The sequence below is a fragment of the Gluconobacter cerinus genome (assembly GCF_025961355.1).
Lineage (GTDB): Bacteria > Pseudomonadota > Alphaproteobacteria > Acetobacterales > Acetobacteraceae > Gluconobacter > Gluconobacter cerinus.
The window spans coordinates 2,616,628-2,630,150 of sequence record NZ_JAOQNM010000001.1 but is presented as its reverse complement, the minus strand read 5'-3'; the positions used below and the strand labels follow the sequence as shown (position 1 = coordinate 2,630,150).

At 56.0% G+C, this 13,523-nt stretch carries 9 protein-coding genes; 8 read left to right on the top strand and 1 reads right to left on the bottom strand.

Going from position 1 to position 13,523, the window contains the following annotated elements; all coding sequences use genetic code 11:
* Nucleotides 1-86 precede the first annotated feature (86 nt).
* From M2305_RS12290 to M2305_RS12260, 7 genes are all read left to right on the top strand, one after another.
* Entirely contained in the window at nt 87-3,074 is a 2,988-nt protein-coding gene (locus tag M2305_RS12290) for an FAD-binding and (Fe-S)-binding domain-containing protein (RefSeq protein WP_264649488.1), read from the top strand.
* Nucleotides 3,071-4,651 carry a hypothetical protein gene (locus M2305_RS12285; RefSeq protein WP_264649487.1) on the top strand — a complete coding sequence of 527 codons (1,581 nt, stop codon included), beginning with the start codon at nt 3,071-3,073 and terminating at the stop codon, nt 4,649-4,651. The genes M2305_RS12290 and M2305_RS12285 overlap by 4 nt, the downstream gene beginning before the upstream one ends.
* A gap of 52 nt (nt 4,652-4,703) precedes the next feature.
* Nucleotides 4,704-5,672: a glycine oxidase ThiO gene (thiO, locus tag M2305_RS12280; RefSeq protein ID WP_264649486.1), complete on the top strand. Its 969-nt coding sequence runs from the start codon at nt 4,704-4,706 to the stop codon at nt 5,670-5,672.
* 41 nt (nt 5,673-5,713) lie between these two features.
* Nucleotides 5,714-5,911, top strand: coding sequence for a sulfur carrier protein ThiS (gene thiS / locus M2305_RS12275; protein ID WP_046901497.1), 198 nt, complete (start codon nt 5,714-5,716; stop codon nt 5,909-5,911).
* 1 nt (nt 5,912) lies between these two features.
* Nucleotides 5,913-6,698: a thiazole synthase gene (locus M2305_RS12270; RefSeq protein WP_264649485.1), complete on the top strand. Its 786-nt coding sequence runs from the start codon at nt 5,913-5,915 to the stop codon at nt 6,696-6,698.
* The gene (locus tag M2305_RS12265) at nt 6,699-7,304 is read left to right on the top strand and encodes a thiamine phosphate synthase (RefSeq protein ID WP_264649484.1); all 606 of its coding nucleotides are present in this window, start codon (nt 6,699-6,701) and stop codon (nt 7,302-7,304) included. It abuts the gene before it with no gap.
* Nucleotides 7,305-7,378: 74 nt separating this feature from the next.
* A complete protein-coding gene (locus tag M2305_RS12260) occupies nt 7,379-9,943 on the top strand; it encodes a cation:proton antiporter domain-containing protein (RefSeq protein WP_099212391.1) in 2,565 nt (854 codons plus the stop codon).
* 29 nt (nt 9,944-9,972) lie between these two features.
* On the opposite strand, the gene M2305_RS12255 is transcribed toward M2305_RS12260, so the two are convergent.
* A complete protein-coding gene (locus M2305_RS12255; RefSeq protein WP_264649483.1) occupies nt 9,973-11,478 on the bottom strand; it encodes a peptide MFS transporter in 1,506 nt (501 codons plus the stop codon).
* A gap of 389 nt (nt 11,479-11,867) precedes the next feature.
* On the opposite strand from M2305_RS12255, the gene M2305_RS12250 reads away from it, so the two are divergent.
* Entirely contained in the window at nt 11,868-13,496 is a 1,629-nt protein-coding gene (locus tag M2305_RS12250) for a porin (RefSeq protein WP_264649482.1), read from the top strand.
* The last annotated feature ends 27 nt before the right edge of the window (nt 13,497-13,523 follow it).

Below are 13,523 nucleotides of genomic sequence, written 5' to 3'. Positions count from 1 at the left end.
TTCTTTCCGTGAGGAGGACTTTCCAAGACGCTTCATTTCGTCGAGGATAGTCTTCCAACACGCTATACGACCGGGGAGAAAAGAACATGGGTGGCGATGCAGATCTGACAGGTGTGGCCGGACGCTCCGGCCTCTATCTTGCCGCATCTGAATTGCACATCCGCGATGTTTTCCTCGCCAGACTGGCTGCCGAAGGCTTTGAGGGTGATGTCACACCTCAGGTGTCTGCCAGATTAGTCGGGGCGACAGACAACAGCATTTACCAGCGCCTTCCACTGGCCGTCATCTACCCCCGAACAACCGAAGACCTGAACCGTGCCGTGCGTGCGGCAGAAGACGGCTCCCTTACACTTGCCATGCGCGGAGGCGGCACAGGAACCAACGGTCAATCCCTGACTGCGGGGATTGTCGTTGATGTGGCCCGATATCTGGATCGCATTCTGGATTTTAACCCTGACACTGGGCAAGTAACCGTCGAACCCGGCGTTGTTCTGGCCAGACTGAATGCCTTTCTCAAGCCCCACGGTTATTTTTTCCCGCCTACAGTTTCAACTGCGACCCGCGCCACGATCGGCGGAATGATTGCGACCGATGCTTCAGGCAAGGGCTCTCGTATTTACGGCCGCACATCCGACTACATTGAAACCATGGATGTGGTGCTATCGGATGGCAGTAATCTCCATGTTGAGAAACTGACCAGCGACGCTCTTGAGCACAAGAAGACCGGTAGCGATCTCTCTGCGCGGGTCTATCGCGAAGTGTACCGCGTAGTGACGGAGCGGGCGGACGAAATCCGTCGGGTCTTTCCAGACATGAACCGGGGACTGACCGGGTATAACCTCGAAAACGTTCTTCTTGAGAACGGCCAGTTCAGTCTGGCTCACCTGCTGGCGGGTTCAGAGGGAACACTCGCCTTAACGAAGCGTGTCGTGCTGCGTGTTCGGAAGCTTCCGAAATATCGTCAGCTTCTCGTCGTGCGCTACGCCAGTTTCGACAGCACCCTCCGAGACGTCCAGACCATTCTTCCAGCCAATCCATCGGCAGTAGAAGTGCTGGATGACCGTGTGCTGGAGAAAGCGTCGCAGGATATTGTCTGGCAATCCCTGGAAAGTGTTCTTGGTGCCCGTTCAGAGCAACCGGTGCGGGGGATGAGTTTTGTTGAGTTCGTTGGAGATGACGAAGACCATCTCCATCAAAAAATGCAGGAAGCCGTTACTCTCCTTGAAAGCTCTCCTTACGAAGTCATTGATTACAAACCTGTTTCTGATCAGTCGATCATTAATCAGCTCTGGACCCTGCGTGAAAAATCCGTGGGGCTTCTCGGCCGTCCGGATGGCCGCAAACAGGGCGTGGCTTTTGTCGAAGACACAGCCGTTCCACCCGAAGCCCTAGCTGACTATGTGTCTGAATTCCGGGCCATTCTCGACGGATACGGACTATCTTACGGCATGTTTGGGCATGCCGATGTTGGCTGCCTGCATGTCCGTCCTTTTCTGGATATGCTGTCCGAACATGATCGAACCCTGATCCGCCCGATCTCCGATGCCGTGGCCAACCTGACCAAACGCCATGGTGGGTTGTTGTGGGGGGAACATGGGAGAGGTTACCGCGGAGAATTTTCGCCTCTTTTCTTTGGGGAGACACTCTTCGCAGAGCTCTGCCGCATTAAAGAAGTCTTTGATCCCAAAGATATTTTTAATCGTGGGAAGCTTGCGCCGGTTGGCGTCAAATATCCAGTAGACCGGATAGATGGCATCCCGTTCAAAGGTCAGTTTGACGAGCAGATTTCCTCAGATCTGCGAGATGACTTCAGCCTTTCTGTGAGCTGTAATGGAAATGGGGCCTGCTATAATCGCGAACCTGACATGGCCATGTGTCCGTCCTACAAGGCTACCAAGGACAGGCTTCAGTCACCTAAGGGCCGAGCAACTTTGCTGCGAAGCTGGGCGCGACTGAATTCGCTCCCAGATACTGCCGCTGACAAAAGTGCGCTTCCCGAGCTAACAGCCGAGCTCAAAGCCAGTCTGGACACATGCCTGTCCTGTAAAGCCTGTGCGACGCAATGTCCGATCCGGGTGGACATTCCATCCATGCGGTCGAAGTTTCTGGACCTCTATTTCCTCAAGCATCGCCGCCCGGTGAGGGACTATCTCGTGTATTGGCTCGAGCCTCTCCTGAAGGTAGGCCGACAGATGCCGACGCTCGCCAATATTCTGATGCAGAACCCGATCTCGACTATATTTCTCAAGCAGTTGGGGTTTGTCGATCTTCCGAAGATCAGCCCCGCGAGACTGCCCAAAATCACGCAGGTCAGCACAGAATGGCTTGAACAAGCAGGAAACAATGACCGGTCGGTTGTTCTGATCCAGGACTCTTTTACAGGAAGCTTTGATGGCGGTGTCATCGAAAGCGCATACACGCTTCTCAAATCTCTTGGGATGGACCCGCGCGTCACGCCCGTGTGGGATAATGGCAAGGCCAGGCATGTACGAGGATTTCGTAAAGGGTTCTCAGCCACTGCTCGCAAGACCCTGAAGCAGCTCCAGAATATCGCTCGTCACGGCGTACCCGTCATTTCTCTGGATGCCGCTACAGGTCTGATGTTTGAGCAGGAATATCGGGATGTCACAGGGTCGGAAGCCATCCCAACCGTGCTTTCACTGGAATCTTTTCTGAAACGCCAGATCACCAAGGGCATCATACCTTCAAATGCGGTAAAACCTGACACGGCAGCATTGACCATCATCTCACATTGCACAGAGCAGGCTGTACGTCCGGGAAGTGCTGAGGACTGGACGGCCATTCTGCGACATTTGGGCGTTCAGGCAGATGCGGGCAAAGCTGGTTGCTGCGGGATGGCTGGCCTGTTCGGCCATGAGAAGGAACACGCCGATCTGTCCGCCAGCATCTTTGCCCAGAACTGGGCCAGCAAGGCAGAAGGCAATATTCTGGCAACGGGATTCTCCTGTCGTTGTCAGACAAAGCGTCTTGCCGGACGGCGGCCTGCTCATCCAGTCGAAATACTCGTATCTCACCTTCAGATAAAAAATGAGAAAGCCTTCTCAACCCAATGATATCAAAAATATTTTTTGGAAATTTTTCTTTTAGAAACGGCTATTTTATTGCCTCGGTCATAGGGCTAACGCTTTATCTCGTTCTAGCGGTTTACGTCTGTTCGCTGTGGCCCAAGACATCGGATCAGGCGTCCTATTTCCTTGCCGGGCTGGATGTACTGCATGGAAACTGGCGCCTGCATGATTGGGTTCTGACCCCGCCGGATTTCTGGACGTCCGATATCCCTCTCAGCGCCTTCCTGAGTGGACTATGGCACCTGTTAGGCAGACCGGCAGGCAGCCCATTTCTCCTGATGGTACAACCCGCAATCCTATGGGTTGGCGTTGTCGCATCCGCTTTCTCGGTGGTTTTTCTGCGCTTGCGCGGCATTGAAGAACGTCTCGGGGCAGCGACCCTCCTTTTGCCAGTGCTTGCCTTTCCCCTGATGCGTTCTCCGATGGCGTATTTCATCACGCTGTCTGCGATCCATATGGGCGCGCTGATTTACGGTCTTTGGGCACTTCACTGGGCTGACCGGTTTCTCTCATCGGGCTCCTATCGGTCACTGGCGGCCGTGGCAGGGCTACTGAGCCTCGGGGTGATTGGGGACCCGTTACTCGCAGTGACAGGAGCGGGGACGATCATCGCCTACGCTTTTCTGGCTCAGCACTTTGCTCTTCGCCAACGTGGGCTTTTGGTCCTCGCATCCTTGGCAGGCACCGTGTTGGCCAAAGCCATTCTGCACATCAATGCCGTGACCGGCGGCTTTGTCACGGAGCCGTTGGAAACCCGCTTTGCACCATGGGAACAACTGGGCAGCAACTTCGGGACATCCGTTCGCTCCATTCTTCTTCTCTACGGAGCAGAACCCTTCGGGCAGGCCGTAGCATCCACAATACCGGAATGCCTCCGGCTTCTTCTCGTCGTCCTCGCTCTTACTGCGGCTTTCAAGATTGCCCGATCAGGATGGCAGAGCAGGGGCCAGATTGCCGCATTCCCCATGATGCTGCTTCTGTCCGCCGCCCTGAATTTCGTGGCGCTCGCTCTTAGCAACCGCATCGCTCTGGATGGCAGCCCCATTGCTGTCGCGCGCTATCTTTTTCCGCTTTGGATTGATCTGGCCTGCCTCACAGCGCTTGTCTGGCCGAAGAAAGGCGTAACCGTGAGTCTGGCAGCCATGATCTTGGTCGTCACCCTCATTACAGATTACCGGAACCTCCCAGCGCATTCGACTGGCCTTCTAAGTTCCGATGATAACCAGCTTCTCAGCCGACTTGAGCGCGATCTCCCTCCGGATGGTGTTGGTTCCTGGTGGAGTTCCGGCAATCTGGAAGTGGCCTCTCTCGGAAAAATACATATTTACCCCGGGATGAAGCAGGGAAACGGTACGGTTGCGCCGTTCGTGCACATTCGCAAAAAAATGGATTGGCATAGCTTTGATGGAAAAGCCTTTTTCATCCTGATCCCACACCCGGAAGAAACCTTCGGGGAAGCCGAGGCCCTGCGCACATTTGGCACTCCGGCCAAACGTCTGACGGAAGGGCGCTATACGATCTTTCTGTACCCAGCCGATCATCTCCCCGTGCGCGCCTCCTGACCAAACAGTCAAGCCATGTTAAACACGTCCCGCTTTTACGAGGAGGACGTGGATGACTGGACCTCGCATTCTGGTTCGAGGGGCTGGCGTAGCCGGAATGGTCACTGCTGTGGCTTTGGCGGAACATGGCGCGCATGTCACAGTTCATGACATCGGCGGCCGCGTTGGCGCTGGTGCCTCGTGGTTTGCGGGCGGCATGCTGGCGCCCTGGTGTGAAGCAGAATCAGCACCAGACGAGGTCACTCAGGACAGTTTAACGTCGCTCGATTGGTGGAAATCCCACGTTCCAGACGTTGTGCAGGCGGGCAGTCTTGTCGTCGCGCCACCTCGCGATACACCAGAGTTAAACCGCTTTGGACGCCGCACCAGTCACTTCGAAATCCTCAACGCTCCCCAGATTGATGCGCTGGAGCCAGATCTTGCAGGCCGCTTCGATAAGGCGTTGTTCTTTGCGGAAGAAGGTCATGTTGATCCTCGCAAGGCTCTGCTGGCTCTTGCACACCGTCTCAAGCAACAAGCCGGCCAGGTCCTGACTGTTCAGGCGATTAACGATGATGAATTCGATTGGGTTGTTGACTGTACGGGCGTAGCAGCCCGGACCATGCAAAATGACCTTCGAGGCATGCGCGGGGAGATGGTTTTGCTGCGCTGCCCGGAAATCAGCATTCACCGGCCTGTTCGCATGCTGCATCCGCGCATTCCAGTCTATATTGTACCGAGGGCAGACAGCGTCTTCATGGTCGGGGCCACTATGGTCGAAAGTGATGATACGCGCGGCATTACGGTGCGTGCCGTGACCGAACTGCTCAATGCGGCCTATACGCTGCATCCTGCTTTCGCGGAAGCCGAACTTCTGGAGGCTAATGCTGGCCTCAGACCCGCCTATCCTGACAATGTTCCTAGGGTGAGGCAGAACGGGAAGTGCATCTCCCTCAATGGCATGTATCGTCATGGTTTCCTGTTATCGCCCGCGCGTGCACAAGAAGTCTGTGACATCATTTTCGGAACGGATCGGGCCTGAGACCCTTTCTTCCTCTTATACCCCTGGATGGGAGAGACATCATGCAGATCACCGTGAATGACGAACTCCATGAAGTTCATGCGCGAACACTTGGCGCGGTCCTTGATGAACTGGGTTACGGCAAGGCGCGTGTCGCGACGGCCCTGAACGGTTTTTTCATTCCAGCCACCCAGCGGAGTGCACAAACAGTGGAAGAGGGCGCCGTGCTCGAAATTCTTGCCCCTATGCAGGGAGGCTGACATGCAGTTCTATGGCACTGAACTCTCTTCAAGGCTGATGCTGGGCACAGCCCAATATGACAGCCCCGCCATCCTCGCAGACGCAGTAAAGGCCGCTCAGGCGGGTGTTGTAACCGTGTCTTTGCGTCGCGAAGCTGCGGGCGCTCAGGCAGGACAGGCATTCTGGTCGCTGATTCAGAGCCTGAACGTCCCCATTCTCCCTAACACCGCAGGTTGTCATGGGGTGCGGGAAGCGGTCACCACAGCACAGATGGCCCGGGATGTTTTTGGAACAGACTGGATCAAGCTGGAAGTGATCGGCCAGGGAGACCTACTTCAGCCAGATGTTTTTGGGCTGGTCGAGGCCACACGGATCCTGACGGAAGATGGCTTCAAAGTCTTCCCATACACAACGGAAGATCTGGTTGTGGCTGAACGGTTGCTCCGTGCAGGTGCTGAGGTGCTGATGCCATGGGGCGCACCGATTGGTTCGGGCAGGGGACTGAACAATCTTTTCGGCCTCCGCGCATTGCGCAGCCATTTCCCGGACGTCCCAATGGTCGTGGATGCCGGCATTGGAAAGCCCTCTCATGCCACGGCAGCCTTTGAGCTCGGATACGATGCCGTTCTGATCAACACGGCGGTCGCCAAAGCAGGAAACCCGGCCCAGATGGCCACTGCGTTTCGTCTGGCGTGCGAAGCCGGGCTTGCTGGATTTGCTGCAGACCCTATGGAAGAACGCGATATGGCGGTGCCCTCGACCCCGACCCTCGGTCTGGCCCGCAGCCTCGGTGGAGAAATGCTGTAAATGTCCCGTCTGCCTTCGAAAATTTATCCTGTCGTTGATCATCCTCGTTGGGTCGAACGCCTCGGCGGAGCGGGCGCGCGTTTCATTCAGCTGCGCCTCAAGGACATGCCGTCGGAAGAAATCCGGGCGCAGGCTGAAACTGCCCAGGAACTGGCCGCCCGCCATAATGTCGCCCTCGTGCTGAACGATTATTGGGAGCTGGCAATCGAGCTGGGCTATGAGTGGCTGCATCTGGGGCAGGAAGATCTTGAGACCGCAGACCTTGAGGCCATCCGCCAGACGGGCATTCACCTCGGCATCTCGACCCATAGCCATGAAGAACTGCAGCGTGCGCTGGCCTGCAAGCCCGATTACGTTGCACTCGGTCCGATCTGGGAAACGAAACTGAAGAAGATGGCGTTTGGTCCGCAAGGTGTTGAGCGCCTGACCGAGTGGCGTGAACTCAGCGGCGATGTCCCGCTGGTTGCCATTGGTGGCATCACGCTTGATCGGCTGCCGTCCTGCCTGAAGGCAGGGGCAGACAGCGTTGCCGCCGTAAGCGATTTCATTCGTGCCGAAGACCCGGAAAGCCAGGTCAGACAGTGGCTTGCCGCCGCTGACACATAATTTGCAAGACAGAGCTATCGTGGGGCGGCAACCGTCTCTAGGATGGTTTTCGAACCAAGGGAGTACGGAATACAATGATGGTGACAGGCCTTGCAGCCGTTCTTCTCGCGATTGCGTTCCTGCTCACGCTCGTCAGCATCATTCAGCCTCTGGCCAAACGGCTTGAGATTTCCGAAACGGTTCTGCTGGCCCTTGCTGGCATCGTTCTGGGTGGCGCTGCGTCTCTTGTTGTTCGTTCCTCCGCAACGGACCTGCTGGATGGCGCCGCCGAAGCCCTGATCTATTTCCCGATCAACAGTGAGGCCTTCCTGTTGATCTTCCTGCCCATTCTGGTGTTCCAGGGTGCCATGGGCATTGACGTTCGTCGTCTGGCCCATGAGACAGCGACAGTGCTTCTGCTGGCGGTTGTGGCGGTTGTGGTCTCCACAGCCACCATTGGTCTGGCGCTTTACCCCTTCGCCAATCAGAGCCTGGTGGTCTGCCTTCTCCTCGGATCCATTGTCGCCACGACTGATCCGTCAGCCGTGGCAGGCATCTTCCGGGAGATCGGCGCTGCGTCACGTTTGACGCGCCTTGTCGAAGGTGAGGCGCTCCTGAACGATGCTGCCGCGATTGCGATTTTCGCAATCCTGCTGGCCTCCGTCACCTCCCACCGGCACATCCATCTCGGTGAGGCGGTTGTTGATTTTGCGTCGGCTTTTGGTGGTGCCATTGTTGTCGGTGTCTGTCTTGGCCGCTTGACCCTGCTGCTCATTGCAGGCCTGGGCGGCGCACCGGCAGCAGAAATTACCCTGACGCTCGCTCTGCCATACACGGTCTATATTCTCTGTGACGAAATGCTCGGCTTCTCCGGCGTTGTCGCCACGGCAGCAGCCGGCCTGACAGTCTCAGCTTACGGACCGTCCACCTTCCGTCCGCAAGTCTGGCGCTTCCTGAACGAGCTTTGGCAGCAGCTCGTTTTCTGGGCAGGCTCTCTCGTGTTTCTTCTTGCCTCCATGCTGGTTCCTCGCCTCCTGATTGGCATGACCAAGTGGGACTGTGTGCTCATCCTGATCGCGAGCGTGGCAGGTCTGGTCGCGCGTGGTGCCGTTGTGTTCGGTATGCTGCCGATCCTGGCGTTCACGAAGCTTTCGCCACCTGTCCCAACGCCTTTCAAGGCTACCATGGTCTGGGGCGGCCTGCGCGGCGCCATTACTCTGGCGCTCGCGCTGGCCGTGACCGAGAACCAGAGCGTCTCAAGCCCCGTAGCGCACTTCATCGGTATCATCGCAACAGGCTTTGTGCTGATTACCCTACTGGTTAACGGGACGACCCTGCGTTCACTCGTCCTGTTCCTGAAGCTTGATCAACTGTCACCGATCGATCAGGCGATCCGCCAACAGATCCTAGGGATCGGTCTTGGTGAAGTCGCGGAACGGACGCGCGTGATGTCTGATGAACTGGGCTTTAGCGAGCAGACGCGCATTGGTGTCATCAGCCGGATTGAAAAGCGCGCTGAAAAGGAGAGGGCGGCCAATAATTTTGAATCTGCCCTGAGCGACCGCGCTCGCGTCAATATCGCGCTCATCACCATTGCCAATCAGGAACGCTCCCTTCTGCTGGACCTGTTTCGCATTCAGGGCCTGTCGCGTCGTGTCATGGAAACGCTCCTGCGGACGGCTGAAGCCATGGCGGATGGCGCGCGTCTTGAAGGGCGTTATGGCTATGTCCGCGCCCTGAAGCGCCGACTACAGCCGCCGGTGAGATTCCGGGTTGCCCAGGAACTGCACAGCCGCTTCCATTTCGACGAACCTCTGATGTACGCGATGATGGAACGCTTCGAGATGCTGATCATCGCGCATCTCGTGTCACTGTCGTTGCAGCGCTTTGTGAGGCAGCGCATGGAGCCAACCCTCGGCCCGCGCATTACGGAAATTGTGTCCGAGGTTCTGGGACGTCAGCGCAAGCTTCTGGACGATGCTCTGGAAACACTCCGTCTGCATTATTCCGGTTACTCGGAAGCTCTCGAAAGCCGTATTCTCCGTCAGATCGCGCTGCGCCTGGAAGACGAAGAATACGATGCGCTTCAGGCTGACAATCTCATTTCCGAGGAGCTGCATCGGGAACTACACCGGGATATTGAACGCCGGAGCGCGCGTCTTGAAGCTCCGCTGCGCTTTAATCTCAAGAGCGGCATTGAACAGCGGCTGCGAGCTTTCCCAGCTTTCAATGGCGTGCCTGACAGTGTTCTGCACACATTGTCCCGGAAGGTCGCGATGCGTTTCGTTTCACCAGGCGAAGTGCTTTTCAAGCGTGGGCAAAAAGCCCGGGTTGTCTATGCACAGGTTGCGGGCTTGGCCGAAGTTCATCTTCCGGAGCGTGAAATTCTGTTTGGCAGCGGAGACCTGATCGGCGCTGCCTCTGTCATTCGCGGCGAGAGGCTACAGGGCACAGTCCGGTCGCTTCAGTTCAGCCATCTTCTGGCAATCCCCAAGCCGGTATTCGAAAAACTGATCACCGACTACCCGATTGTCCAGCGCCTCATCATCGCTCGCAGCAATAAGCGCGCAGACGGCCTTCTGGACCCATACGTCGTGAAAACGGCAGAAGGCGTGAGGCTTGCTCCCGCTCAGGGGCTCAAGGGAATTGCGTCTTCCTGAGCCTCATTCCGGCCTCATGCTACGTTCAATTACGAAGCTCTTTTCTCAGGCGCCAGCAGATCCCGCCAAAGGCAAGAGCATCCCAACAGAATACAGGCTGCCAGCAGGCACGCCCCGCTGTGAATAAGCCAGAACGGAACATCTGCGACATGGCCAATCAGGGTTGAAAGCTTCCCGATCATCAGGTTTGCCAGAAAGAGATGCAGGGTGAAGCAGGCGACAAGGATAGTATTAAGGCTCGCAGGAGCAGCACGGGAATATAACGCCATACCGATCGCGTAGCTCATGCTGAAGCCGATATCGTTGATCGTATGAAAAGCAATGCCCCATAGCAGACTGACCTGATGCGGCGCAGGATAAAGCCACGATGCAAGGGCCAAAACGAGCGGGCCACACGACGCGATAAAGGCCCCGATGGCAACCTTTGTGATTTCCGCGGGGTCCGGGCGGCGGCGATTATAGAGCTTCCAGAAACCAAGAACAGAAATCGTACAAACAGTACTGACCAGACCATCCAGTGACACAAGACTGCTGACCGGGAACGGGTGCCCCAGAAGTGTCAGTTGGTAATGCTCACGACCCCATAACAAATAGCCATCGAAAATTTCGGAATTTGGCAGGGCGCTTAGAGCCAGAACGGGTAAAAGCGCCAAAAGCAGAACTGTTGTTTTCTTTTCCGCAGGGGTCAAAGATGGGCGAGGGGCGATTACTTTGGAATTGCCGTCCTCCGGCAGCCAGCCCCTGCCCAACATATAAACGAAAAGCCCCGTCAACATCCCTAGACTGGCTGCCAGAAAGCCCCAGTGCCAGGCCTTGATGGCAAGATAAGCGCATAGGGCAGGAGCTGCGATGACTGCAGCCTGAACACCCAACGAATAGATCTGATAGGCCTCTGAGCGTCGTGGATCGTCCAGTGCATAAAGAGCGCCAACCTGCGCGCGTAGACCACCAGCCGCACCAAGCCCCAATAGGAGCGTGGTGATGGCGATGACAAAACTCCAGTCAAAAGACATGAGAACATGCCCGACTGTCATAAGGATCGCACCAAGGAAAATCGTTCGGGTTCGACCGAGAAACCGGTCAGCGACGATACCGCCGAGAAGAGGGGTTGCGTAAATCAGTGCCAGAAAAAGGCCAGTAATCGCACCTGCCGTAGCCTGTATCCCGACCGGTGCGTAAAGCGCGCCAAGGAACGACTTCAACGCGCTCATACCCAGCACATGATCCACATGCCCGGGTTGAAGCAGGTAGTCCGCCAGATAGAGCACCAGAATGGCCTGCATGCCGTAAAGCGAGAATGCTACGCAGCCTTCAGTCAGCACCAGGACCCAAAGCCCTCTGGGATGCCCAAACAAATCCCTGGAAGACGGCACTTTCACGGCATCGACCACAGGGTCGTTCGGAATCACTTCGGTCAAAACAGTCTCACAGCCTGAAGAGAGGAGAGACCATGGGTAAAGGCCAATCAGACCATGGGTAAAGAGGCTGAAAAGCTTATGGCAAAATGCCATCAACAAACCGCGATTAGCCATCATGGCATTTTGCCACTGACCGAAAATTCATACTCGACAATATGTCAGAGAGCCACAAACATCAGGCAAGGTGGCAAAATGCCATAAATCACTTAATTCAATGCAAAGAACGTCAAACCAAGCCAAAATCGTGGAGAATAAGCCGATTTCAGTCTCTGATATTGGGTCTGCAAATGCGGAAGAGGCTACATATTTTGCTCAACACACATGTCGTATAAGATATATTATGCCAACTTATATATCAAAAACAGCCGGAAAACTCACATATCCGTGATACACGATGACTTGTTGCGAAGAATGTCATTTTTGGCGCTAACGTGAAACGAAGTTCAATTCTTCTGGTGCACGAACCCATTGTCGTGAACCGGATCCTCCGCTGGAGCGGTTGTTGCATGCCACGCCTTTCATTGCGCCAGATTGTTTTTCTGAGCTGCGTTTTTTCTGTTGGGTCTCTCACGGTTCTTCCTGCAACCGCACACGCCGACGATTACACCGAACTTCTTGATATCCTTCGGGCCAAAGGCAGCCTGACACACGGAGAATATAACAGCCTTCTGGCACACCATCTGCGACACAGCCGATCCGAGGCATCTTCTAACCAGGATGGCACCTCAAGCCCCCCGGCAAAACGCAACCGATACCGCCGCTACAATCCAACTCAGTATGACGGCAGCCTTGAGCCCCCCGACGTCACAACTATCGCTGCCGCTCAGGCCGCACGCCGTGCAGCCAGTGAAGCTGCGGCTGATGCACGTGATACACGTTCCATGCTCCGTCAGGCGCGCGCGAGCTACGATCCAGATAGCGTTGTGCGCGTCAAACCTTACGTCGCAGGCAAAGGCGTAACCGTTCAGGCCGGCCAGATCGAGATCAATCTCTCAGGCTTCGTCAACGGATTTTACACGTATAACAGCCCTGGTGGCGGCAAGCCCGTCGCAGGTGGCGTCTCTACCGGCTCCAGTGGATTTGATTCCTCATCCGTCAGAAACGGCCTGCTTCCTGGTGGCCTCATTCTGAAACTGAATACGGTTCAGGACGGCATCAAACTTGGTGCAGTCTTCGGAATGTATCCGGGACTGAACAACGCAGATGTCGGCGCGTTCAACGCCAATTCCGGTGGCAGCCCCGTGGGCCTCGGAACAGCGGGCGTTGATTTTCGTCAGGTGTACATGACAGCTGGCACCGACAGACTTGGTACGATCAAAATCGGTCGTGACATTGCCCTGTTCGCATCTGATGCCATTCTGAATGATGCAACACTGCTGAGTGTCGGCAGTACGGGCAGTAATGCCAACCCGGCCAATACATCTCTGGGCCGCATTGGTGTAGGTTACGTCTACACGGACTGGCTCCCACAGATCACCTACATTTCCCCAAAGTGGCATGGTCTTCAGGGATCTGTCGGCATCATGACGCCGCTGGATCCATTTAACTATGCTGGCGGTGGACTGTCTGCGACAAGCACGCAGCACAGTTCACCAATGGTTCAGGGTAAGGTTACCTACGACGCAAAAATTGCAGGTTTCACCACACGCCTCTGGGCCAGCTTCCTGACCCAGCACGTCCAGAACCTGACAAGCTCAACCCTGGGTACAGACAGCCGCAAAGGCGCGACCGTCGCTGCGGGCGATGTTGGCGTCAAGCTCTCCCGGGGACCGTTTGAAGGCGTGGCTTATTACTATTACGGTAATGGTTTGGGCACGACCGGCCTGCTGTTTGACGGCATTTCCCAGTCCGGCCGCAAGCGAAACTCGGAAGGCTACTACGTTCAGGCCTCCTACAAGATCCTGCCACGCCTGAAGCTGGTTGGAAGCTATGGTGTCAGCAATCTTTATCAGGCTGCAGGCGAAGACAATCCATCGCTGGTCCGTCGCAATCAGTCCGAAGTCGGGGCACTTTATTACACACTGACAGACTGGATGTTCCTTGTGGGTGAATATGCCCATACGGAATCCGATGCTCATGGCCCGAACCATGAGAGCGATCACACCATGTCAGCGGGCGCGATGATCACCTTCTGAGCAGCCACAAAAACCGAGCAGACCACC

What these genes read in the sequence shown, in the direction of transcription:
- M2305_RS12290 (WP_264649488.1), top strand. Translation starts at nt 87, where the DNA reads ATGGGTGGCGATGCAGATCTGACAGGTGTGGCCGGACGCTCCGGCCTC.
- M2305_RS12285 (WP_264649487.1), top strand. Translation starts at nt 3,071, where the DNA reads ATGATATCAAAAATATTTTTTGGAAATTTTTCTTTTAGAAACGGCTAT.
- thiO (WP_264649486.1), top strand. Translation starts at nt 4,704, where the DNA reads ATGACTGGACCTCGCATTCTGGTTCGAGGGGCTGGCGTAGCCGGAATG.
- thiS (WP_046901497.1), top strand. Translation starts at nt 5,714, where the DNA reads ATGCAGATCACCGTGAATGACGAACTCCATGAAGTTCATGCGCGAACA.
- M2305_RS12270 (WP_264649485.1), top strand. Translation starts at nt 5,913, where the DNA reads ATGCAGTTCTATGGCACTGAACTCTCTTCAAGGCTGATGCTGGGCACA.
- M2305_RS12265 (WP_264649484.1), top strand. Translation starts at nt 6,699, where the DNA reads ATGTCCCGTCTGCCTTCGAAAATTTATCCTGTCGTTGATCATCCTCGT.
- M2305_RS12260 (WP_099212391.1), top strand. Translation starts at nt 7,379, where the DNA reads ATGATGGTGACAGGCCTTGCAGCCGTTCTTCTCGCGATTGCGTTCCTG.
- M2305_RS12255 (WP_264649483.1), bottom strand. Translation starts at nt 11,478, where the DNA reads ATGATGGCTAATCGCGGTTTGTTGATGGCATTTTGCCATAAGCTTTTC.
- M2305_RS12250 (WP_264649482.1), top strand. Translation starts at nt 11,868, where the DNA reads ATGCCACGCCTTTCATTGCGCCAGATTGTTTTTCTGAGCTGCGTTTTT.